At 45.7% G+C, this 25,139-nt stretch carries 15 protein-coding genes and 1 pseudogene; 7 read left to right on the top strand and 9 right to left on the bottom strand.

The features are described 5' to 3' along the window. Positions 1-222: 222 nt before the first annotated feature. Positions 223-630: a hypothetical protein gene (locus QUB39_RS02700; protein ID WP_333052244.1), complete on the bottom strand. Its 408-nt coding sequence runs from the start codon at positions 628-630 to the stop codon at positions 223-225. Between the two features lie 111 nt (positions 631-741). Between QUB39_RS02700 and QUB39_RS02705 the strand changes: the two genes are divergently transcribed. Continuing rightward, complete coding sequence (locus QUB39_RS02705) at positions 742-1,401, top strand: HAD family hydrolase (RefSeq protein ID WP_333207788.1); 660 nt, start codon at positions 742-744, stop codon at positions 1,399-1,401. A gap of 406 nt (positions 1,402-1,807) precedes the next feature. Continuing rightward, positions 1,808-5,176, top strand: a complete 3,369-nt coding sequence (locus QUB39_RS02710; RefSeq protein WP_333207789.1) for a PAS domain S-box protein — start codon at positions 1,808-1,810, stop codon at positions 5,174-5,176. A 432-nt stretch (positions 5,177-5,608) separates the two neighbouring features. Here QUB39_RS02710 and QUB39_RS02715 read toward each other — a convergent pair whose 3' ends face one another. Then, positions 5,609-7,783, bottom strand: coding sequence for an iron uptake porin (locus QUB39_RS02715; protein WP_333207790.1), 2,175 nt, complete (start codon positions 7,781-7,783; stop codon positions 5,609-5,611). A 178-nt stretch (positions 7,784-7,961) separates the two neighbouring features. Here QUB39_RS02715 and QUB39_RS02720 point away from each other — a divergent pair, with 178 nt between their 5' ends. Both QUB39_RS02720 and QUB39_RS02725 read left to right on the top strand, forming a co-directional pair. Then, on the top strand, positions 7,962-8,693 hold the full coding sequence (locus QUB39_RS02720) for a sucrose-phosphate phosphatase (protein ID WP_333207791.1): 732 nt from the start codon (positions 7,962-7,964) through the stop codon (positions 8,691-8,693). A 419-nt stretch (positions 8,694-9,112) separates the two neighbouring features. Then, positions 9,113-9,466 carry a DUF6464 family protein gene (locus QUB39_RS02725; protein ID WP_333052256.1) on the top strand — a complete coding sequence of 118 codons (354 nt, stop codon included), beginning with the start codon at positions 9,113-9,115 and terminating at the stop codon, positions 9,464-9,466. Between the two features lie 231 nt (positions 9,467-9,697). Here the strand turns inward: QUB39_RS02725 and QUB39_RS02730 are convergent, their stop codons facing one another. From QUB39_RS02730 to QUB39_RS02760, 7 genes and pseudogenes are all read right to left on the bottom strand, one after another. Further along, positions 9,698-10,048, bottom strand: a complete 351-nt coding sequence (locus QUB39_RS02730; protein WP_333052258.1) for a late competence development ComFB family protein — start codon at positions 10,046-10,048, stop codon at positions 9,698-9,700. Positions 10,049-10,122: 74 nt separating this feature from the next. Further along, positions 10,123-10,431, bottom strand: a complete 309-nt coding sequence (locus tag QUB39_RS02735; RefSeq protein ID WP_333052260.1) for a DUF1830 domain-containing protein — start codon at positions 10,429-10,431, stop codon at positions 10,123-10,125. A gap of 1,178 nt (positions 10,432-11,609) precedes the next feature. Beyond that, the gene (locus QUB39_RS02740; RefSeq protein WP_333052261.1) at positions 11,610-11,996 is read right to left on the bottom strand and encodes a response regulator; all 387 of its coding nucleotides are present in this window, start codon (positions 11,994-11,996) and stop codon (positions 11,610-11,612) included. A 283-nt stretch (positions 11,997-12,279) separates the two neighbouring features. Further along, complete coding sequence (locus tag QUB39_RS02745) at positions 12,280-15,723, bottom strand: PAS domain S-box protein (RefSeq protein ID WP_333207792.1); 3,444 nt, start codon at positions 15,721-15,723, stop codon at positions 12,280-12,282. 262 nt (positions 15,724-15,985) lie between these two features. After that, the gene (locus QUB39_RS02750; RefSeq protein ID WP_333207793.1) at positions 15,986-17,908 is read right to left on the bottom strand and encodes a response regulator; all 1,923 of its coding nucleotides are present in this window, start codon (positions 17,906-17,908) and stop codon (positions 15,986-15,988) included. Positions 17,909-18,190: 282 nt separating this feature from the next. Then, positions 18,191-19,477, bottom strand: coding sequence for a chemotaxis protein (locus QUB39_RS02755; protein ID WP_333052270.1), 1,287 nt, complete (start codon positions 19,475-19,477; stop codon positions 18,191-18,193). A gap of 67 nt (positions 19,478-19,544) precedes the next feature. Further along, positions 19,545-20,814 (bottom strand): annotated as a pseudogene (locus tag QUB39_RS02760) (RNA-guided endonuclease InsQ/TnpB family protein). A gap of 302 nt (positions 20,815-21,116) precedes the next feature. Between QUB39_RS02760 and QUB39_RS02765 the strand changes: the two are divergent. The 3 genes from QUB39_RS02765 to QUB39_RS02775 all read left to right on the top strand — a co-directional run bounded on the left by QUB39_RS02765 (position 21,117) and on the right by QUB39_RS02775 (position 25,010). After that, on the top strand, positions 21,117-21,359 hold the full coding sequence (locus QUB39_RS02765; RefSeq protein ID WP_333052273.1) for a hypothetical protein: 243 nt from the start codon (positions 21,117-21,119) through the stop codon (positions 21,357-21,359). 143 nt (positions 21,360-21,502) lie between these two features. After that, positions 21,503-24,049: an ATP-binding protein gene (locus QUB39_RS02770; protein ID WP_333052276.1), complete on the top strand. Its 2,547-nt coding sequence runs from the start codon at positions 21,503-21,505 to the stop codon at positions 24,047-24,049. A gap of 286 nt (positions 24,050-24,335) precedes the next feature. Beyond that, entirely contained in the window at positions 24,336-25,010 is a 675-nt protein-coding gene (locus QUB39_RS02775) for an N-acetylmannosamine-6-phosphate 2-epimerase (RefSeq protein WP_333052279.1), read from the top strand. Positions 25,011-25,139 lie beyond the last annotated feature (129 nt).

Consider the following 25,139-nt stretch of genomic DNA (forward strand, 5'->3'; position numbering starts at 1 on the left):
AGCAGCTTCTGGATTAGAACCGATGTCGATCTTGTTTTTGAGGCTGGTAGGTGCCAATCAAGAAACCGGGTTTTTGGCTAGATTGAAGGTTTGAATCGAATACTTTGGCGAAAAAACCCGGTTTCTCGTCACCGCTGCGTAAGTTCAAAGAAACCGGGTTTTTGGGAGATTGATGATTTTTTGCGAATATTTTGGCGGAAAAACCCGGTTTCTGGCTACCTATTAACCTCCTTCTAACTCTCGCAAACGCGCTTCTAAGGCTTGAATTCGCTGCTCGGCTTCTATTCGCTTTTGCCGCTCTTGTTCTGCTTCTGACTGCGCTTGTTCGACTGCCAATTCCGCTTGTTCAACCCGTTCATCAGCAGCCAGCAGCAAATTCCCCTCAGCATCCCACCAGCGCATCCAAGGCCGTTCTACGCCCTGATAAATACCGGAATATTGACCGATGCAGTATTGTCCGTCGGGATGAAGTTGGTCTAAAATGGGGCGAACAGATGTTGTTAACAGGATGCTTTGAGGGAGTTCTTGAAAGTTTTTCACAAAAGCACCGTCGGAGTCGGGTAATTGAGTGTGATCTGGAAAATCGGTAAAATCTGTTACTAGAAGTTCGGGTTTTTCGGTGACACTCATGTTGACCTCTTGAATGTTGAAAAATTATACTTATAATTGGTGAATGAGAGATTAATTATGCTATTATATCGTGGCAAACCTCCGATTGCTAGATAGAATATTTTAAATAATATGAGTCAGTACAACTTAATTATTTTCGACTTCGACGGCACTTTGGCAATTACCCACAAAGCTATTGTATTTTGCTTTACCAAAACTTTTGAGACTTACAATATTACCCCGCCTGCTGCTGATACTATTATAGGTACGATCGGCATCAATTTACCAAATAGTTTTAAAATCCTCCATCCGGCGATCGAGGAAAGCGCAATTCCTGAATGGGTTGAAACTTACCGCTCTTATTATCGGACGGAAGGTGAAAAGCAGGTAGAGTTATTTACCGGGACAAAGCAAGTGTTGCAGTTGGCGCGTCAGTCGGGATTGAGCCTGGGAGTTTTCAGCAACAAACAGGTTACTTTTGTTAATTTATTACTAAAAAATTTGAGCATTCACAGTTTTTTTGATTTGATATTAGGTGATAACGGACAAATAATTCCGAAACCCAATCCGACTGTTTTTGACTCGATTATTAAACCGCTGTTCCCGGAGTTGGATAACAGTCAAATTTTAATGGTTGGCGATACAGCGATTGATTTGCTGTTTGCTAAAAATGCTGGGATAGATGTTTGTTGGGCGGCTTACGGATATGGCGATCGCGCTCAGTGTCTCGCCCTAGAACCGACTTTCGCGATCGACGATATTTCAGAACTTGCTGTGTTCGTTCAAAATTAATTTTTCCTCTGTTTGTTTGAGAGAATAGTTTGAATCATTTAACTATAAAGTATTTAATTATTTTTTTTACGATAGCCGGACGATGTATTTTTATTTAAGCTAAAAAATAAATGACCGAACTTGTAAGCCGCCCAAACTCTGCCAAGTAAACTATACCAGAGATAGAGTTATGGTGGGAACAACTATTATAAATTAACAACTAGGATTCCTGTGAAGGTAGAAGGCACAAGGCAGAAGGCAGAAGGAAAAAAAACGAGGGAAGCCAGATTTTCTTTAGGTAGAATTTAGCGCCAAAATTCTGCATGATAGCCTTCTAACTTCTGCCTTCGGAAAACAGGGAAATTCTGTTAAACTTTAGGGTGTGCTGGCAGTCGGTATCTACAATAAACTCAATTTATAGAAACTTATGCAGATCGATATAAGCATTCCTTCTGAAACGCTATCGCCGACTCGTACTGGCGGCACACCGAATTTAATAGAAGAAGTATTTCGGCTGTACGATCGCGCCCTGGCAGCTACCAGCAACGGCATCGCGATCGCGGACGCTACCCGGCCGGACAAGCCTATAGTTTACTGCAACGGTGCTTTCGAGCGGATTACAGGCTACAATCGCAGCGAAATAATCGGGCAGAATTGCCGCTTCCTGCAAGGCCCAGATACCGATCGCGCGGCCGTCGATCGCATCCGCGCGGCCATGAAAGAACAACACGACTGCAAAGTAGTTCTGAAAAACTACCGCAAAGACGGCACCGCCTTCTGGAACGAACTCACCATCTCGCCGGTGCGCGACAGCAGCGGGCTCGTTACCCACTTCATCGGCGTTCAATCTGATATCACCGATCGCTTCCAAGCAGAAGAAGCCCTCAAACAAGCCGAGGCAAAATACCGCAGCATCTTTGAAAACGCCACCGAAGGCATATTTCAAACCGCCCCAGACGGGCGCTACCTCAGCGCCAACCAGGCACTCGCCCGAATGTACGGCTACGATTCGCCGTCTGAATTGATCGCAAAATGTTCGGCAAAAAACATTTACACCGATCGCACCCGCCGCGATTCGTTCATGGCAGAAATCAGCAAAAACGGCTCCCTGAAAGAGTTTGAGTCCTGCGTCCGCCGCCAAGACGGCAGCACTACCTGGATCTCGGAAAACGTGCGCGAAGTTCGCGACGAAGATGGCGAACTCCTTTACTACGAAGGAACCGTCGCCGAAATTGCCGATCGCAAACAAGCCGAAGCAGCCCTGCGCGATCGAGAATACTGGCTGAAAACCGCGATCGACGCCGTGCCCGACGCCATCAACCTCACAGACAGCGAGGGGCGCTGGCTGATTGCCAACGACTGCGCCCTCCAACTTTTGGGCTGGGAAACCTCAGACTACCAGGGCAAAACTACTGCCGAACTCGCTGCCGCCGCCGATCCGAGAGTCAGAGAAATCCTCCTAACTTGGCAGGAAACCGACGAAACCACCTGGCAAGCAGGCACTCTTACCGACCGCCGCCAAATTGTCCCCTTGCCCACAGGCGGCAGCAATTTGTTTGAAGTGCGAAAAGTGCCGCTGTTCAACCCCGACGGTTCGCGCAAAGGTTTGGCAGTGGCGGGGCGCGACATCACGCAGGAAGTGGCAGCGGATGCAGCTTTGCGCGACAGCGAACAGCGGTTTCGGGCAATTTTTGAACGCGCTGCGATCGGCATGGTAGTCGCTACCCTCGAAGGTGTTGCGATCGCCACTAATCCGGCATTTCAAGCTATGCTGGGGATCTCGGAAGCTCAACTGCGGGGTCTCGGCCTCGACGACTGCGCGCACCCGGAAGACGCACAAGTTTCGCGCGAGTTGCGCCAACAGTTAGTCGCGGGCACCCGCGAAGCTTACCAAATCGAGAAGCGCTACCTCCGCCAAGACGGCAGCATCAGGTGGGGACGCCTCAGCGCCTCTGTCATCGACAGCAGTCAGGGAACGCCGCAGTTTATTTTGCAAATGGTAGAGGATATTACCGATCGCAAACAAGCCGAGTCAGCTTTGTTCCAAAATGAGGCTAAGTGGCGATCGCTGATTCTCAACAGTTCCGACATCATTACTATTCTCGATGCTAGCGGTCGCATTGTTTACGAAAGCCCTTCTGTAGAAAGAGTTTTGGGCTACGAACCCCTTGAACTCGATCGTCAAATTGCTCTCGATTCGATCCACCCTGACGACATTGCCTCGGTGATTTCCGACGGCGAAAAACTGATCGCAAATCCAGGCGTTCCGATCGCCCTAGAAGGTCGGTTCCGGCGCGCTGACGGTTCTTGGTGTTTTCTCGAAGGTGTGGGCATCAACTTGCTAGCAGACCCCGCTGTGAAAGGAATTGTGATCAACTCCCGCGACATGACGGCGCGCAGGCAAGCAGAGTACCGCCTCAGCAAAATCAACGAGTGCTTTTTGGGATTCACCACCGACGCCGCTGAGAACATCCAGCGCCTGACATCCTTAGCCGGCGAGCTTTTGGGCGGAAACTGCGCCATCTACAGCCACGTCGGTGGCGGACTGCTGCAAGCGATCGCGACTTGGCAAGCGCCGCCGGACTACCCGCTGGTCGATCGCGCCGAGGGCCACATCTGCACTGATGTATGCAGCAAAGGAAGCGATCGGGCTGTTGCCATTCCTGACTTGCAGAACACGATCTACGCCCAAATCGATCCCGCTGTCATCCGCTACCAACTGCGAAGCTATCTGGGACAAGCAGTGCGCCTGGGCGACAATTATGTGGGTGCGATGTGCGTTCTCTACACTGAGTCGATCGCGCCCACAGAAGCCGACTGCAAGCTGATCGGAATTATTGCCGCGGCGATCGGAGTTGAGGAAGAACGGGCCGCCGCCGCCTCGCGCGATCGGCAAAAATCCCAAGAATTGCAAACAGCTTTGCGCGACTTGCAGCAAACTCAAATGCAGTTAGTACAAACCGAAAAAATGTCTTCCCTCGGACAAGTGCTAGCAGGAATTGCCCACGAAATTAACAACCCAGTCGGCTTTGTCGCCGGCAACCTCTGCCACGTCCGAGGCTACGTTCTAGACTTATTAGAAATCGTGCAAGTCTATCAAGAAGAGTACCCAAATTCCCCTACAAAAATTCAGCAACAAGCCGAAGATATAGACTTAGAATTTCTAGCAAAAGACCTGCCCAAATTGCTCAATTCAATGCAGACCGGATGCGAACGCATTGTAGAAATTATTCAAACTCTCCGAAATTTCTCGCGGGCGGACGAAGCGAAAATCAAAACTGCCGACATTCACGAAGGTTTAGAAAGTACCTTGTTAATGTTGAACAGCCGACTGAAAGCCAAACCCAACTGGCAGGGCATTAAAGTCATTAAAGAATACGGAGAACTGCCGCAAATAAACTGTCATCCCGGACTGTTAAATCAGGTATTTATGAATGTATTGGCAAATGCGATCGACGCCTTGGAAGAAAGCTGCAGCCAAGCAAAAAACACCGGAAATACTATCTTTCCTACTATTACCATTCAAACAGAAACAATTGATGATAAGAGCATTTTAATTCGGATTAAAGACAATGGCTTGGGCATTCCCGAAGATCATATTGTGCGTTTGTTTGACCCGTTTTTTACCACAAAACCCGTAGGTAAAGGCACAGGTTTGGGTTTATCAATTTCGCACCAAATTGTCGTTGAAAAACACAACGGCACATTGCAGTGTCACTCGGAACCCGGTAAAGGTACTGAATTTATCATCGAAATTCCAATTAAGGATCGCGAATTAAATAACTTACAATTTTAATTGTTATTGTGGAAGTTATTTAATTCTCATTCCTAAGTAGAAGGAATCAGGAAGGCACTACACGGATGAACACGAATACACGGATTAATTATTGAGTGTGTCAATTCATGTCATGTCCGTTTGATTCGGACTTGTATGATGTTAAATTTTGTAGGGGCGGGTTCGCCTATATTTTTGATAATTATCGACAAATTATATAAACCCGCCCCGCCCATACTTACTTACACCAATTCTCTAAATTAATGCTACAGTCTTGGGGCGGGTTTATCAATGTTATTTTTCGGTGGCAAATCTTATCGCGAACCCGCCCCTACCCAAACTGTAGCAAATTTTTAGAGAATTGGTATTAGAAACTGGGTTTTTTACCTTGGGTGCGGGCTACAACGCGTCTTTTCGTCAAAAAACCCGGTTTCTGAGTTCCCATGCTGGGAATTAAAAACTAAACTGCGTCCGCAAATTGCCCACAAAAATTGTCGGGTTGTTATCGAAATTGTTGGGATTGCCGATCGCATAAAATGCTGGTACGATCGAAACATGGTCGGTGAGAGGAAAATAATAAGTTGCCTCAATTTCGTACTGCGTGCCGCCATTCCCCCCGCCAGAAACCAGAAACCTCCGACCGCCAGTAAAGTCAAAAGGTACTAAATATGACACCGTAAGCAAAGCTCCTTCTTTGAACAAATCGGGAAATGCAACTCCTAACTGATAAGATTGATTTTTGATCGTGCCGTCGGGTCGGTTAGTCTTGGGAAATATATTGGTTTCGGCGTAGCCGTAACGGCCGAAAAGACCAAAACCGCGAGTGACTGACCAATCGAAATTGAAACTATAAGTATTCGCAGTCGCATTCCCCAGCCGACCACCAAAACCGTCATCTGCCACACCGTTTAACGGCTTGCTGTTAGGAGATCCAATTAAGCCGCCGATTTGCTGGATGTTTGAACGGCTGTACAAAAAGCGCAAATTAGTCCGATCGCTAGGACTGAATGTTAATTCTGCTGTAGTCGTATTTGTCCCGTCAAACAAGCCTTGAGACGGATTGGAAGCCGAATTAAACACGGAAGTTGGCAAAAATTCTGTACTCTCGCCCAAGTAACCAAAACGCAGTTTCAATGCGCGGCCGATATCCCACAAAGCCAAAGCACCGGCACCGCGTCTGGTAGCGCTTAACAAAGGGCTGTTGTTAGAATTAAAGCTGCTCGCACCGTCTACGAAAAAGTTAAATTTATTGTTGTCAAAGTAGCGGTAAAAATTAATCCGCGGCCCGACTACTACTTGCAAGCTGTTGGTAAGCGGGAACCGATAGGAAAGTTCCCGCAGGATAACTTCATTGGGATTTGCTCCGGCAGTTTGATCGAGAAAAGGAGTGCCGAATGTATTGAAAAAACCCGTTGAAGTATACTGGTTGGCGGGGGAATTGCCGTTACCTACAGCTAGCTGTGTAATCAATTCGTCTTTCCCTGTAAAGGAAGTAGTGAGAGTTAACCAAACTAACTGACTGAAAGTGATTTCTGGATCGTCCACTCTCTGCACAATTGGTCTGTTGGTGACAGGATCGCGTCCGGCTACTCGATCGAGCGGAGCAGCATTTCCATCTATTGCTTCAACTCGGACTCGATCGCCCGCAAAAGCTCCAGTCAGGTTAAACCAAGCAAATCCGTTTAGTTTAGTTGTCGTGGAAAATTGGTTGGCCTCCAATTCGGCAGTGCGGGCTTCTAAAGCATCTACTCTACCGCGCAATGTAGCTAATTCTGCGGCAAATTCTTCTTGCAATCTTTGCAAAGCAAGTAAATCTTCTCGCTTGACTAAATTACCAGTAGAACCGCCAATTTGTTTGGTGATTTGATCCAAGCAAGCGTTTAATCCGGCGGCAAATTCGTAGCGAGTCATTGCCCGATTGCCTCGGAATGTGCCGTCTGGATATCCCGCAATGCAGCCGTATCTTTCTACTAGGGATTGCAAGGCTTGAAAAGCCCAATCTGTCGGCCGCACGTCGGAGAGTTGGGAAACAGAAGTGACTTGTGCTGCGTCTTCTTGTATGCTGAGGTCATCAGCGCTGCCCGTCTCGCTGCTGATGTCGTCAACTTTGCTGGCTTCAGCAACGTTTTGAGACTGAGGAGAGTTTGCAATTTCTAACTCCTGTGGGGGCAATTCGCCAATTGCCTCCGTTATTTCTGGGGTTGTTGTTGCACGATCGACTTTTACATCTGTTTCGGGTAAAGCACGATCGACAATTGCTATATCTTGTTTGGGTAAAGCACGATCGACTGTTGCTATATCTGTTTGGGGTAAAGCGCGATTCACCCATGCTGCATCTGTTTCGGGTAAAGCGCGATTCACCCATGCTGCATCTGTTTCGGGTAAAGGGCGATCGACTGCGGAGTTAGTCTCTGCGGTAATCGCCGCTAACTGCGGTATCTCAATCTTACCTGCTGCCAGCGCTGCGTCTGGGGTAGCCCTAGGGAGAGCACTATCTTCTAGCGCAACTTCTGGAGTTGAGGTATCCTGAATTTGAGCTGTTGCGGAGATCGGCCCCAAAGGCACTGCCGCACCAGAAATCAAGAAAGACAGCCAAAAAGCTTTAACGGAGGTTGAATTATTCACCATACCACTCACACCACTTGTTGAAAATTAAATCTGGCCCATCTTAAACGATAAGCTTGCTTATAAATGTAGTTGGTTTAACAAATTCTTATAAATAGTTAAAATTCTTTTAGGAAGCGATCGATTTCCAATCACTAATGACTGATGACTACAGACTACTGACTCCTGACTAATTCCCCAAATGAAGTTTTTATTAGTTACAGATTTAGACAACACGCTAGTCGGAGATGACGAAGCAACTCAAGTTTTCAACCAGCGCTTGCAACCTGTGCGATCGCAAATTTGTTTGGTTTACGCTACCGGGCGTTCTTATGCTTCAACTTGCGAATTAATTGCCCAAAAGCAACTGCTATCACCCGACTATTCGATCGCAGGTGTAGGCAGCGAAATTTACCAAGACGGAATCCTCGATTTAGATTGGGCGGAATATCTTTCTCAAGGCTGGGATAAAATGGCGATCGCCTCTTTAGCACAGCAGTTTTCCCAACTTAAACCCCAATCCGTAAAAGAACAAAATCCTTGGAAAATCAGTTATACTCTGGAACCAGCAGCAGAAAATAGCTCGACAATCAAGGCTTTGCAGCAAAAGTTAACTGAATCGGGACTGCCAGCTCAAATCATTTTTAGCAGCAATAGTAATGTAGATATTTTACCACAAACTAGCAATAAAGGCAATGCCCTTACTTATTTACAAAAGCGCCTACAAATTCCATCTGAAGCAACATTAGTTTGCGGTGATTCGGGCAATGATATCAGTATGTTTGAGCAGGATTTCCGGGGAGTAATCGTCGCTAATGCTCTATCAGAACTCTTAGAATGGCATCGCGAATGCGGCACTGAAAATCATTATTTAGCCGGTTCTGCTTCCGCTTGGGGAATCATGGAAGGAATGGCATATTTTTGGGAATTTTGATTGCCAAAAATTCGGTTTGGTTTGTAGTTAGTTGTGAAGTCCTCAGTACAAACGCACCCCAAGCACCCCAAGTCCTGCAAACAGTTAAAATCTGTTCAGGAATCTCAACCGCGTATCGATCGAACCTGCGAGTTGCGATACCATCAGCGTGTACTGCTTTATCAAACCTAATCGAACTTCACTTGAGTTACCTCAAGCGAGTTGAAGTTTATTTCCTAGCCTGTTGGGCCCAACGTAGTGGAGGGAGTCGGCTATCCCAAGATAAGTCGCCTATTCCCCGATCGCCAAAGGTTCTATAGTTAAGTTGAGCGCCTAAACCTAAATTACTCTATCTATAAAAACTTATCTTTCTAGATGAACAAGATGTAGGTTGAGTCAACTATTTGCCCCTTTAGTTCAGTTCGCCAACGCACCGCCACATGGAACAAAATACTTTACCCGTAGAGGTGATTCTCTCTCACCCCCGCCAATATTTAGGTAGCCTGCGGCTCGATTGGACGCCACAACCGGGGAACTATGTAGATTTAGAGGGACAAACCTACGCTGTTTTGGAACGCCACCACCGCTATCAACTCAAATCCGGCCGCTACCAACTGCAAAAAATTGCCCTGTACGTGCAGTCGGCCACACCGCCGACGGAAAGAACTTTTGTAAGCGGCATCTGGGTTATTGGAGATGCTAGCTGTCGCTTTAATGCTCGATCGGAAATTCTGCGCTGCGCTGTCAATCCCAATGGCCCCTGCGACGGCTGTGGCGATTACCAAAAGTCTTGAACCATCAAGTCAATCGATTTTAGATTTTAGATTTTAGATTTTAGATTTAAGCATTGAGCCCACGGATAAATTCGGGGGCGCCTTTATCGGATACAGGTTTTTTATTTCTGGACGGATGAATCACGTGGCGGGTATCCTGGATGCTTTCCGTCAGTACACAATTTCACCTCGCCCAACTGAGAAACCGAGAGTGCCGAGAATCTCGGCGTCTCCCTCAATGACAATAAACTATCAAAACCAACTAGCAACTCTCGAATCGAATTTAACTTCTTCAGGTAGGGGGTAATCTATCTTCTGATAGCTGTGCAGCACGTCGCGAATGCCAGTATGAATCAAATTTTCTATGTGCAGCAACTGTTCTGAAGAACAGCGAACCTGAACTGTTTGGTTTGACAAAGACTCGCCGGAGTCGATCGCAGTATATCTATTAGGAACTCGGCTGAGCACATAAGCAATTAAATCTTGTCGCAATCCCGAAGGCGAAAAAGCTTGTTGGTATGGGTGCTTCGGATAAGACTCCAAGATAATTTCTACTTCCTCTGTGACTACAGCCAAGGTAATATTGACAAGATTTTTCTGCATTTTCCCTGTCCCCAAAGACTCGTTAACTAATATTTTTGTGATCCTTCTCGTTTTCGTCTGATTTCTCATGAATTTTAACCGGCTAATACCGCCCATCGTTCTTCGGTCATCACCAGCTCAAACTCAGAACTTACCTCTTCTATAACCCGCAGCACGTAGCAGGGAATCTTGTCGGATAAAATAGCACTTGCCACCGTACCAGTGTGAATTTCTAAAACTGCTTCTGCAGCAGCTTCAAACATCAGTCGCTGTCCCGGAAACATCACTCTTTCAAAGTACCAATTAGGAATGTTCCCAATCCGAACAACCTGAACTAGGTTGGTAACATTTGCGTAATAGCACAGAATCTGGTTGTTACCTTTATAAGATAGCCGATCAGACATTTAAAAAATCTCCACACTCTTTCAAAAACTTACTGAGACTTGGCTTTGCCTGTTAGTGGCAATTGTGAGTTTGGATCTTGACAAAAGGACAGACTTATTTTTTTTGTGTTATTCTATAGCACGAATCACATCTTCAGTTATTAATTTTTGTAGCATTGAGTAATCCTGCCAACATTGAGAGGTTTGGCGAAGAAACCCCGTTTGTTCCGGCGAGAACCCCCGGTTTGTTTGGTATGCAGGGCCTATATCCTGACTTATTAAGGTTGTTGTTCTGTTGCACCCGTTAATCGAAAATACCGTCACTTTCCTGAACTCTCCTGACAACAGATTCACTCTTTGGCAGTGGAATGGTGCTGAGAGTGCGATCGACCTTTAGATCCAGAGCTTGGAGTAAACTTTATCTAAAAAATATGAGGAAATTATGAAGACAATCAATTTTTTTTGATAAATCTACTTTTGCCGAAGCAGGGATTACAATACTTAAGCAAAAACCCGGTTTTTTAGCCAAAAACTTGACTCCATCTGTGCTCCTGGGTTAAAAAACCCGGTTTCTGAGGGAAATCTGCGTAAATCTTGGATTAGCAGGCCCAAACCGGGTTTTTTACCAAAAAACTTCGCTGCATCTGTGAGCTCGGATTAAAAAAAACCGTTCTTGAGGCCAATCTGTGTAACTTCTGCAGGAGTTATTCTGCCTGTAAATACGGTGATAGCCGATCGGCTTTGCAGGTAACAAAAAACCCCGACTCCCTGAGATAATCTCTATAATTTCTAGGGAATCAGGGTTTAAATGAACGAATCACCGATCGATCTCAAAGCTAAATCAAAAAAATGAGGAAATTATGAAAATAGCCGGAAAAACTAGCACTTTCCTCGACGCCTAAACCCGGTTCAATAACATAAATGCGTTATTTTCGCAAGAATCAAGGGAATGAGAAAGCGGAGTTTTGATCCTCATCCGGCTTTAATGCCTCTTTGATTCTGCCGTCGGGCTGGGCCGACTTTGTTTGTCTAGTAGCGGTTTCAACTGCCGAGTTTGATCTGCTATCTGCGATGTATTTTACCCGAGTTTAAGCTGTCGCGCATTTAAATTGTATATTAAGGGCGGGCGGGACGCTAGGGCCCCTACTCCCCACAAGACTTTAATTTTTTTTGACCTACAATTTAAATGCCGCCACAGCTTAAAGCAACGGTTCCCAACCCAGAATTTCCGCCACTTGCTGTGCCAAAATCAAAGGATCGAAAGGCTTTGCAATCACCCCCGCTACCCCCAAATCAGCAAATTTGCTCAAATCCATCGCCTGCACCTTAGCCGTCAGGAAAATCACCGGAATCCCCCGAGTAGCAACATTGTTTTGTAGCAAACCAAACAGAGTAAGTCCGTCCATATCCGGCATCATCACATCTAGTAGAATAGCGTCAGGGAGTTGAGTTTCAGCTAACAGCAATCCTTGGCTGCCGCCTGGTGCGCTTAGTACAAACCAGCCACCTAAATGTTCCAGACAAGCCTGAATCACGCTGCAGAGGTTTTTTTCATCATCAATGACCAGAATGCGCTTTGCTGACATAATTAAAACTCAAATTTTAAATTAATCATGGTAAACCGAAAAAAAACTTAGGCACGCTGCCTCCTCAACCGGGTTTCTGGAAAGATATAGCAAAAGGAAGAAGCGATAAAATTAAGAGTTTCCGCACTTAAAAACGTCCTAATCGTCGGGCGCTGTTGATAGATTTTGCCGCTTACCTACTTAAGCCCTGAACATAAAAATCGACCTATCAGCCTCCCAAAATCATCCTACCCGCGTGGGTTGCCAGGAACTTGAGCTTGCGCGAGATATTATCAAAGCAATCTCAAACCTCCAAACTTTTTCCCCCCTCGCCTTCCAACGGTGCAGGCACTGTGAAATAGAAACTGCAGCCTTGTGAGACAACACTTTCGACCCAAATTCTGCCCCCGTGCTGCTGTACTATGCTGCGACAGATAGCCAAACCCAAACCCGTACCTCCTTTTTGGCGGGAGTCAGAAGCATCGACTTGTTGAAACCGTCCAAAGATTGTTTCTAGTTTATCTGCCGGAATCCCCCGCCCTCGATCTTTGACTTCAAATAAAACCCGCTCGCCCAAATCTTCCACCCTGAGAGTTACTGTACTTCCAGGAGCGGAGAATTTAATCGCATTGCTCAACAAATTTACCAGCAGTTGAACGATTCTGTCGGGGTCAGCCCAAATTTTTGCTGTTCCGGGCAAAATCAACAAATCAATGTTATTTTCAGCAGCCAAAGAAAGTACAGCTTCGGCAGACTTCCGCATCAAAACCTGGGCATCGCACCACTGCTTGACGAGGATAACTTGGCTCGAATCGAGCCGTTCTAAGTCGAGAATATCGTTGACCAAACGCACTAACCGTTCGGTATCGCTCGAAGCGATTTCTAACATCTGTTTGGCAGTTTCCGGTTTATTTTTCAGTACCCCAGCCGCCAGCAAACCTAAAGAACCGCGAATCGAGGCAAGTGGCGTTCGCAGTTCGTGGCTGACAATCGAAATAAACTCATTTTTCATTTTTTCAATTGCCCGACTTTCTGTGATATCTGTGACTGTGCCCACGTGACCAATTAGTTGAGCTTTGTCGGAAAAAATCGGAGCTGTTTTAAGCCGACAAAACCGAATGGTTCCGTCTCGCTGGATGTGGCGAAATTCGCCGGAAAATTCCCCATCTAGCGATTGCGATTGAGACCACTTAGACAGAATTAGTTTGAGGTCTTCGCGGTGAACAAACCGCATCCAGCCGTTTCCTAAAGCCGCTGCCGATGTGAAGCCACCAATTGCTTGACAGCGAGGATTTGTATAGGTACATTTCCCCTCAGTATCGATTTTGAAAATGCCCACGGGGGAACTCTCGCTCAGAGAGCGAAATAAAGCTTCGCTTTCCCGGAGTTCTGCTTGAGAGCTTTCTAGTTCTCTGGTTCGCTGCAAAACTCGCATTTCTAACCGTTCGTTGAGCTGTTGGAGGGTAGCTTCAGCAAGTTTGCGATCGCTAATATCGCGGTGGACTGATACCCAGTGGGTAAACTCACCATTTTCGTCCGCTATGGGGACAATGCTCATTTCTACCCAAAATTCCGTCCCGTCTTTGCGGTAATTGATCGAGTCAACCCGCACCGGCTGCCAGGTTTTCAAAGCTGTCCGAACTCGATGGAGACTGGCGCGATCAGTTTTTTCACCTTGGAAGATGCGTGGCGTTTTGCCCACAACTTCTTCTAGTGTATAGCCGGTCATTCGCGTGAAAGCTGGGTTGACATAAATAATTCGCGGCCCCGGTTCCTCAATCGGTTCAGCTTCGGTAATTAACACGGCGTCGTTAGTGGTGGTGACTGCTGATTCCAACAGGCGCAACTGCAATTCTCTAGCTTTGCGATCGGTAATTTCTCTAACAGTCCCCACCATCCGCACTGGATCGCCGGCTTCGTTGTAAAAAAACTTACCTTTTCCCTCCATCCAGTGAATGCTGCCGTCGGGCCAAACCACGCGCTTTTCGTGACAGTAATCTCCTCGCTGGGCGATCGCCTGATTGATAGCATTCTCCATATTTTTAAAATCTTCTGGGTGAACGCAAGCTGCAAAACTTTGATAAGTTCCGGCAAAAGTCCCTGGGGGCAACCCAAACAACTCTTCGTGTTCCCTCGACCAAACTATGTGATTTTTCTGCACGTCCCAGTCCCAAAATCCAATTTTGGTAGCCGACAAAGCTAAGCTAAGCTGCTGATTGATTTTCCGCAGCTCAATGCTAGTAATAGCAACTCGAAGTTCTCTGGCTATTTCGACTTCGCACTGCTGCCAAGGCAAAGATTTTGACCTCACATTTTCTTGCCACAACTCAAAGGAAATGCGAGGAGAAATTAATCGGGTGCCATCCGGTTTAAATTCAATTTTTCCCTCTGGTGTACCTGCCCAGTTGACAGTTTGAAGTGCTTCTGGACGGAACCACAAAATGTAATAATTTTGCATTTCGGACATGGCAAGCACCAGTAAACCGCTAGCAAATTCTTGAAAATTCTCGGCGGGCGGATACAGTTTTGAGAGAGAATCTGTATAAAAAACGTCATTATTTATTTGAGTTTTTATCCAAGCAATTAAGTTTTCGATTTCTACCAATTCCGGGGTTTGCCCGATGGTTGTTAAATTTTCATTGGCACACACAACTCCACCGGTAGCACCCACTAAGGCAAGCAATTCATCTCGGTAGGTTAGTAAACCTTCTACAAAGCAGTTTTTTTGAGAAATTTCCGTGATAAATTTTTGACAAAGTGCTTTTAAATAAATAGCATATTCCCGGTCTTCGCTATCTTGTTTATAGCTGAGTTCTAAATTCACAAACTTCGCTAGTAGTTCGCAAGCAGTTCTTGTTTCGTAGTTGACATACTTTCGTGTTGGATGGTGACAGGCAATCAATCCCCAGAGTTTTTTATTTTTGATTAATGTCAGGGTCATGCTAGCGGCAACGTTCATATTTTTGAGATATTGAACGTGGCAAGGCGAAACTGTTCTCAACAAAGAGCAGCCCATATCTAAAGGGCTACCCGTCAGCGGATTGCAGTGAGGAATTAGTTCTACAGGCTGACAGTTAATATCGGGAATAAACCGAATTAAATTCATGTTGAAGAGGTTTCTTGCTTGGGCGGGAATATCGGTAGCCGGATAGTGCAGTCCCAATAAAGGAGCCAAACTTTCTACTTTGTCTTCGGCGACAACTTCCCCCGCCCCGGTGGCATCAAATTGATAGACGATCGCTCGATCGAAACCGATTATCCTCCGCACTTCTGCAACTGCTGTCTGACACAGCACTTGCAGGTTTGGTGTTTTGTGGATTTTGTCTATCGGCTCTTGGACTAAATTATAACAATTGAAACAATCGCTCGTTTTTGGAGAAACAACCGACTCTAGTTCAACAATTAATGCTGAATTTGATAGATGTAGCGTCCCCTCAAAAAAAGACTGGCGGTCTTGACTTTTGAATGATAATCTGATACCATTACGTTGGTCTTTTTCAAATAAAGCTTTTTCAATAGCCTCAATTTCCTCAGTCTCGACAAATTCCTCTAAAAATTTATCCAAAAGTTGTTCGGGGTAAAGGCCCATCGCCTCAAAAGTATTGTTGCTAACTTGCAAAATTTTTAACGCCGGAGATTCCAGCACCAAAAGGATGCCGTGAGGTTGAATCGAACCTGGGGCGTAAATTAGTTCGCAGTCGCTGTTATTGAGAGTGCCTGTGTCTGAGGGCAATACCATCGCTTTCATCTGATTAATATTTCTCTAAATTAGCCTGTGTTCTCGATCGGCGGGTAAGCATCAATCAACCGCACCCCGTCGGAATTACACAATCTAACAATCCCCAGTCTTGGCTAAGGCTTCCTGATTTGTTTCGGACACGCACTGCATATTTGCTCCTAGTTATCCCATTTAAAAAAAAGAATACAACTGTAGGTACGTGCTCGAAACCCATATCTCATCAGCCATTCCCAGTTCTTCAATTCTTTAATTTTTTAAATCTAAAATGGGATTAGCGCTGTGCCTGAGCCAGTCTGTTTCTCAGTTGAGTCCGCTCCAAACGATTCAGGAGGCGAGCAATTAATTCCGGTTTCACGATCGGCTTGTTAACGTAGTCGTCAGCACCTGCGACAAACATTTGGCGCACGGTTTCCGACTCGGAATGAGCTGTCAAAAATAGCACGGGGAGCTTGCTCCAGCGCAAATCGTTGCGAACTGCCAAACACAGCTCGATACCGCTGTAACCGGGCATCTCCACATCTAAAATTAGCAAATCCGGACAAGTCGTTTCGAGTACCTCCCAGAACTTTTCGGGATCGTCCAATGTTGTTACTTGAAATCCCCAAGGTTGGAGAATCACTTGCAGTGCAGCCAATAGATGCACGTCATCGTCTACCACCATAACTTTAGCTTCAGCAGGGCCAGTCTGGTCGAGTAGTTGGGCGACTGCTTTGAGTATATCTGCTGGGGGGATAGATTTGTGTAAAAAGCCCGAAGCTCCCAAACGAGCAACTTCTATTCGATCGCTCAATTGATTGTGCCCGCTAAAAACCATTACCGGAATTTCGGGCTTTTCACTGCGGAGTTCGGCTAATAGAGAAAGTCCGTTTTCCTGAGATCTGGAAAATGTCAAATCCAGCAAAATCGCGTCGGGAGGCTGTTGAGAAATCGCATTTCTTGCCGCTTGCGGAGAGTTGGCGACTTCTATCTGGAAGTCGGAACCGGATGCTACTGTTTTGAGTCGATCGCTCCCAAAAGTATCATCATCAACAACCAGCATTCGGCGCTTTTGGGAAACCGCAGGAACCAAATCGCCTTCCGGTTCGGGCGACGGGCGATCGAATATCTGTTTGAGCTGATGCAGAAATTCCTCAATTTGCTGGGCTGTCCCCGGTTTCAAGATGTTTTGAGCCTTGAACAAATGTTCTATCTGGCGCGCAACTTCCGAACCTTTCGGCAGCCCTAACGTTCCCAAAGAACCGACTAATTTGTGAGCTTGGGCCTGGGCTTCCTCGCGCACTTCGCCCTCCAAGCTTCCGCTTTTGAGTTGATCGATCGCGCGATCGAATATCGCCACCTTTTCTATAAAATTAGCTTTTAAATTTCCGCGCATTTGGGCAATCGCATTCAAGACTTTGAGACGGCGCTCGTCTTTGTTTAATTCCTGGCTCGACCCGCTGGATTCAGTAGATAAAGTCTCTTGAGTTTTAGCAGTTTCTGCCGTTTCCTGTCCAACTTGTTGGCTCTCAATCTCCTCCGGCAGACTTTTGAGCCGATAGCCCAATCCGTACACTGTTTCCACTAAATCTACAGTCATCCCGGCTGCTTTCAGCTTCTGCCGCAGCCCCTTGATGTGAGCAGTAACGGCTTCTTCTTGAGGAAATTCGCCGGCCGACCAAATGCGATCGAGGATGGCGCTGCGACTGAAAATGCGCCGGGGATTTCTCAGGAAAAGTTCCAGCAAATTGTACTCTTTAGGAGTCAAGTGCAGCACTTTTTCGGCATAAGTTACTTCCGTAGTGTCCGGGTTGACTTGCAGTTTTTCCCATGTCAAATTTGTACTTGACAAAGTTGCCTTACCCCGGCGCAGCAAAGCCCGAATGCGAGCGATTAATTCTTCGAGATTAAAGGGTTTGACCACATAATCGTCTGCACCGGCCTCTAAACCTTGGACTCGATCGTTGCTGCTATCTAGCGCTGTCAGCAGTAATATCGGCATTTGGCAGCCGGACGATCGCAATTTTCGACACAAACTAATGCCATCGAGTTTAGGAATCAGCACATCCAAAACAATCAGGTCGTAATCGTATGCCTGCACCAAATGCAACGCTGTTTCACCGTCTGCTGCCGCATTCACATTGTAATTGTGAGAGTTCAGCGCTTGAGTCAGCAAACTGACTGTAACTGTGTCATCTTCTACCAGCAGGATTTTCATAAACGTCACCTGTCCTTCCAACTATTCTTGGAATTTTTTAGAGGTTTTTGGGGCTAATTAAATAGCCTTTTTACAACTGAATTTGAAAATTCCTCACCTTCAGTATAACAAATATAGCCTTTCTCAGTAACATGAGGTACTCTCGGATCTAAGGCATTGGGCATTGGGCATACCTCACCACGCTTGAGAACTGCTATGGTATTCTTGAAATAGAATGATTGTAAATTATTTTTTTTTATTTATTTTCCTCTACAAATATTTCATTAGATTGCGGCTGAGATTTTAGGGCTTTTTGGACTTCAACGCCTGCTGAATCTTTTGAATCAAATATTGCGAGGAATCTTGATTTTTAACTAAATCTTCCAACTCGGAAGCCGCCACTTCTGTGTGTTCTATTTCTCGAACTAAAGAATCAGCGGTAACACTTTTTATGACTCCCAAAGGTTCTTGGATAGCCGTCAATGAATTGAAGTTTTTTTCCGCTATTAATTCTTCCAACTCTAACAGAGCCATTTCGGCGCGATCGATCTTGATAGTCACGGATTTAGCCACATTAGCACCCGCTCTTGCTGCCTCAGTGAGTTCGTGAACTCGAAGTTTAAATCGGCTGGCAATTTGCTCCATTTGAGTCCCCAATTCAAAAGTTTTACTTGCCAGTCTGCCAATTTCTAGACTCACTTTACTCAGGCCGCTGGGCTGACTTCCCATTTGATTGGTAACTACAGCCACCTGTACTGCTAAATGCCTGACTTGTTCGATCGCCTCCCGGATGGTTCGGGAAGTGCGGTTAACCGTTTCTAAATCATTAGCTATGGCTTTGCCCACGCCCAAAATTTTATCTGTATTGTTGCAAATAGAATTAGCACCTTGAAAAGTAGCTTGAAATGCTTGGCGACCTTCCGAAGAAATCAGTTTTGCAATCCTCACAAATCGCTGATTCATTTGAGCAATTTCTTCAGCTTGTTTGACCAGCGCCGCTTGATGGGAATTCGGATTGACCTGGGATTTTTCTGCTTGACGTTGGTAGCTTTTTAAAAGTTCATTACATTCATGAACTTTCGCTCTTTCTTGTTGAATCAGCGCCAAATACTTGTGTCTTTCTAGTCTGTATTTTTGAATAGCTTTGTTGGTTTGTGCTAAAATCTTTGACTGGGCAATCACCAGAGTATGAATGTTCAAAAGGCGGTGGCTCTGGTCTTCCATTACCACAATTATCGGTTCATAAATCAAGTCTCTATGCCTGTTGAAAGACGCTTGGACAGCATCGTCAATTTTCCAGTTTTCCGAAAGCAGCAAAGGCGGAATTCTAATAAAATCTAACAAGGCTCGAATCGGGTGTGACCCGTAAAGTTCTACGCGATCGGGAAAACTCATTTGCTCTCGAAATTTGACGCGAGAAATCATGCCCAATACCTGTGATTCATGAGTAATAATGACTCCCGGCAGGTCGGGTTCTTGCTCAAATCTTTCAGCCACTACCTGTCCTAGAGTTGCAGCGCTCACTTGGAAGTCGTGACACGGCAGATGTCCGATCGTGAAATCGGGGGTGAGTTGAGTTGGATTGCTCATTTACCCGGATAGTGTTAAGTACAAGTTAACAAATTATATATTAATATTATAGCTGGCAAAAGTATAGTCATTTATAGACATGGGGGGCGTTAAGTCCCTCCCCTTTCACTTTTGCTTTGAGCGGATCGACCCGCCTCGGCTGAACTACGCAGCTCCCTATCCCATTGCTAAAGGCATTTGGGATTGCTTTTCTGAGGATATTGTACGCTGCATTCACATCGGAATTAATTAGCTGACCACTCGACGTTTTGTACAAACCCCGCTTAATCCGTTTACCAGTAAACACAGGCTCTTTTTCTGTTTTTCCATAAACAGGAATTGGGTCTAAACCTAAAAAACTGGATCGGGATGTGTAGGATTCTTCCTGCACAATTACTGTGATTCCCGCCAACCGAGCTTTGTACTCCAACATTTCAATTAATCGAGAGTGAGGAATACTAACAAAGTTTTGATTGGTTTGCTTCCCTAACTCGATTTCTGTTTTCCACTGCGCGTTCTTGCCAATTACTAGCGTCCCAATCTGCTTGGTGAGCAAAAGGTTAATAATTAGACGGCTAGCATGATGTAAGTAATTATCAACTTTTTGATGGCGACAGCGAGTTAAGCGCGCTCATGCGGGGTGAAGTTTTGCGATTCCCTTTTAAGTGGGATTGCAATCGTGCTTTCCGCTTGTTGTAGAACTGGTTGATCGATTTCAATGGTCGCCCGTTAATCAACAAAGGGATAAATCCCGGTTGATTTGAAGTTAACGCCACTAAATTATCCAGTCCCAAATCAATACTAGCTACAGAGTTGGCATTGCCAAGGGTGGACTCCGCTTCATCATAAATCACCTCAATTACATAGGAATCACATTTCGGAACCAGTCTAACTTGACAAATCTGGTTGGGATTGAGTTGGGTTTTAATTGAAAGTTCAGTGCCGGAAAGTTTAATGATTCCTTTCTTCAACTGTTTGCTGCTAATTGCTTGAATCGTGTAGACGAGAAGGTTTCGCCCTTTAGTCTTATCTTTGTACTTTGGCAGTTTTGGACGACCCGTGAATTTTGAAGAATCAGCTTTGTAAGCTTTAACGGCTTCAAAAAACGATTTCCAATTATTGTCTAGCACCATCAAGATTTGCTGACTTACTTTAGCAGGCAAAGCCTTGTAGGCTTCATGAGACTTCATCAATCGGTTCATTTCGTTATAACTGACATAACCCCATCCATAAATAAAGCTCTGACGAATGACGTAATTGGCGGCATTGTAGAGGTTTTTGGACTTGAAAGCTAGTTCGTCTATTTGGGCGAAACGGTGTTCCGTGGATTTAATGATGTGCCTCTCTGTTAGCTGCATTTGAGACTTCCCTTCTTTGGGCTGTGCGTATTTCTTGTTCAACACTCATAGCGATATGATACCATTCTTGTTTATAATGGCTTATAAACTCAACGAAGTTTTACAATACTGGAATAAGATTGTTGAAAGTAGTCAACGACCCAGCACGGAAGTGACTGGGCTTGGGGCCTAAAACTTCATTTTCAGTTGACCAGCCTGAGACCTTTGATGTCTAGGTTTTGTGAGTAATGACACCAAGCGGATGCGTAGCTAGTCCCCTGTTCTGTCGTTAAGGGTTAAACATTTTTATTTGGGTTAAGGACGTGCCATTAGGCGAATCAGCTCAGAAAACAAAGGCGCGTGCTAACTTCACCCCAGCAATGGGAGTGGAATTGCTTAGTTTCCATCAACAACCCGGTTCACAAACACAACCAGAAGCGATCGATTATACAGCCCTATCCCTTCCCCCTGTTTCCTCCTACCGCTTTCGCGCTCGTAAAACGCTGAAGTGGGGGTTACTCGCCCAGAAGAAAAAGGACAACTATAGGGAAAAATTAACTCTCTGACCCTGGGGCCTTCTATTACCTAGTGTCTGACTATTGTCATCTCAAGTCTGTTGGATCGGCCACGCCAGTTGTCCCACGGGTTCCGTCCTCACAACAGGGGCATTCATATTTTGTTCTTTAAAACAACCGGGAAAATATCTAGATTGAAACCAAAAACCTTAAATCGGACTTTGCCGCTAGCAACCTTTGAGGCTGCTTACCAGTTGTTACAGCAAATGGCTGAAATCCCAGGGGCGATTTGGCTCACCGACGATGCGATCGCTGATTCTCAAAATCTGGAAAATTCGTCGGAAAGGTTTGCAGCAGTAGTATCAGAGCATTTTAGCGCGCTGCTGCAGGGCAAGGTATTAGATGAGCTCGCAACAAACGGACGCAAACACAGCGAAAAAAATCTCTATTCGCAATTGAATGTGCAGTTGACTTTCGACCCTGGGGCGATCGCCAATTTCCTGTCTCCCATCGCAGACAAACTCGCAGAAATAAAGCCCGCACCCCCGTGGAAAATTGACATTCGCGCCCTCAAACAAGCAATTAAAAATATACAGCCCAACTCGGCCGTTCTGCAAAGCGAATTCACCCTAAATTTGCTGGATATTCTCGCTGCTAAGGCCAGCCAAAATAATCGCCTGCCCCTACACAGCCAAACAGAAATAGAGGGAAAATCAGCGCCCAAAATTATAGATCCAGAAACGCTACAAAGCCAGATTGCCGAAGCCGTCAATCAATTACAAATTGCCAGTCCCTGCATTTCATTTTGTCAGCCAGTAGAAGATGCTTTGCAGCAACAGCTTGAACAAGAGCGACTTTTGAATCAGGTGACAACTCAAATCCGCCAGAGTTTGGAATTGCCTGTAATTTTGTCAAAAGCAGTCGAGCAAGTGCGAGAGTTTTTGGATGTCGATCGCCTGTTAATTTATCAATTTGAAAAAGTGCCAGCGCCGCACAAGGTCGAGTTAGCTAAAGAAAATCCTGCGGCAGTTTCTGGGTGTGGCGAAATCCCAGAAACTTCCGGGTCTTACTTGTATTTAGGTCGCGTTACCTACGAAGCTTTAGCCAATGATGGTATCTCGTCTGTACTAAATTTTAGTGAAGACGCGCAGTGTTTTACCAATGGAGTCATTGACCGAGAAAAATATCGCAAAGGTTTGGCTTTGTGCGTCGCGGATGTGGAAACAAGTTACTCTTCGCAGCCTTGTTTTTTAGAGTTGATGCGGCGGGCGAAGGTGCGGGCAAAGTTGCTAGTGCCGATCGTAGTTCAAGACGACTTGTGGGGGCTGCTAATTGCCCACCAGTGTACTTTTCGCGAGTGGGAAGAAAGCAAAAAAACATTTTTGCGACAAATAGCAGAACATTTGGCGATCGCGATTTACCAAGCCGAACTTTATGCACAAGTCCAGCAGCAAAAGCGCACCTCAGAACAGCGCGTAATAGAGCGCACGCGAGAACTGCGCGATGCACTGGTTGCAGCCCAGTCTGCCAGCCTCGCCAAGAGCGAATTTTTGGCAGCTATGAGCCACGAATTGCGGACTCCTCTGACTTGCGTCATCGGCATTTCTGACACGCTGCTGCGGTGGTCTTACGGCAAAGTTGGCAGTAAAGAAGTGCCAGTGCAAAAGCAGCGGCAGTACCTGCAAACTATCCGAGACAGTGGCGACCACTTATTAGAATTAATTAACGATATTTTAGATTTATCGCAAGTAGAAGCGGGAAAAGCAGTATTAAAAATTAGTGAATTTTCACTTTCTAAATTAGCTTCTCAGAGCCTGCACGCCCTCAAAGAAAAAGCTGCGGCTAAAGGCGTGGAACTGCTGCAAGAACAGCGGATAAAACAAGAGTGCGATCGCTTCATCGCTGACCCGCGCCGCGTGAGACAAATTCTCTTCAATCTTTTAGGAAATGCGATTAAATTTACTCCCAAAGGCGGGCGAGTCATCCTGCGAGTTTGGGTGACAGAAGATAAAAATCGAACGTCGGCAGTGCGGCATCCCGGTACTGCACCTGCAGGCAGCACCGCTGTTTTTCAAATCAAAGATACCGGCATTGGAATTCCCGAAGATCAGCGATCGCTGTTGTTTCAAAAATTCCAGCAGTTGGATTCCCCCTACCGCCGCGAATACGGCGGCACCGGTCTGGGATTGGCCTTAACTAAACAGTTAGTAGAGCTTCACGGCGGTGCGATCGAAGTTAACTCTACAGTTGATGTCGGCTCTACTTTTACCGTTTTTATACCCATCCAAACTCTAACCAAAGATGAATCCACAAAATTAACCTATGAAAAATCTAATTCATCTTTACCGCTGCATTATTCCTCGCGGGGCAGTCTCGTACTCGTGGAAGAAGATGAAGAAACTGCTATGTTGATTTGCGATATCCTGACAGCAGCAGGACTGCAAGTGGTGTGGATGATTGAAGGTTCAGCGGCGGTGGAACAAATTGAACTTTTGCAGCCGAATGCTGTGATTGTCGATATGCGTTTGCCCGGTATGAATGGCTGCGAAATAATTCACCAACTGCGCGAAAAACCCGCTACTGAAAATATCAAGATTCTGGCTTTAAGCGCTAATGAAATTCCGCCCGATCAGATATCTTTTGTGACGGCGGGAGCTAACGATTGTTTGGCTAAACCGATTCATCCCGAGCAATTGCTGGACAAAATTATTTCTTTAATGGCTGGGATTGGTAATGGGTAATACAATTTTAGATTTTAGATTTTAGATTTTAGATTGGGGAATGACCACGAATTTCTTCATGTGGTACCCGCCACGTGATTTATCCCTGGAATCAATCCAAAATCGAAAATAGAAAATCCTCAAGAAAGAGCATTTATCCGTGGGCTCAATCTAAAATCTAAAATCTAAAATCTAAAATCGATTGACTCATTGGATATGGGTTGGGATATGGTCTACAGTTACATTCTTTTTTTGAACTGGTATAATTTGTAATTCCCAATTACCCATTCCCCATCCGCAATTCCCCATGATTAATTGTCAAATTCCTACAGGATTAATTGTTTCTTGTCAAGCACCTGCTGATTCGCCGCTGCACGATCCGATCGTAATTGCGGCAATGGCGCGAACCGCTATCAATCGAGGTGCATCGGGGGTGCGGATTGACACTCCGGCTCACATTGGGGCGGTGCGTAAACAGATATCCGCTCCCATAATTGGGATTTGGAAGCAGCAATTGCCGGGATGCGAGATTTACATTACTCCTCGGTTTGAAGACGCGCGGGCGATCGCCGCTTCTGGAGCCGATATTATCGCCGTTGACGCTACTGAGAGAAACCGTCCTCCCGGCGAAGATTTAAAGACGTTAATCGCGCGAATTCACAGTGAATTGGGCAAATTAGTGATGGCGGATGTAGATACAATAGAAGCTGCGATCGCGGCAGCCGAAGCTGGTGCAGATACTGTAGCAACTACTCTTTTTGGCTATACTGCCCAGACGGAAAATTTGTCGCCGCCGGGATTTGATTTGCTTGCGGAAATGGTAGAAAAGCTTAAGGTTCCCGTTATCTGCGAAGGCGGGATATCGGGGCCGGAAATGGCTAAAAAAGCCTTGGATTTAGGAGCGGCGGCTGTTGTTGTTGGGACAGATATTACTGGGATTGATCTTAAGGTGACAGCCTATAAGTCGGTGATTGGCAAGTAAGAAGGAAGTTCGGCAACGGATTTTTTAACGGATGTAACGGATGTAACGGATTGAAGGAAGTTCGGCAACGGATTTTTTAACGGATGTAACGGATGTAACGGATTGAAGGAAGTTCGGCAACGGATTTTT

This window comes from Microcoleus sp. AT8-B5, from assembly GCF_036705565.1.
GTDB lineage: Bacteria > Cyanobacteriota > Cyanobacteriia > Cyanobacteriales > Microcoleaceae > Microcoleus.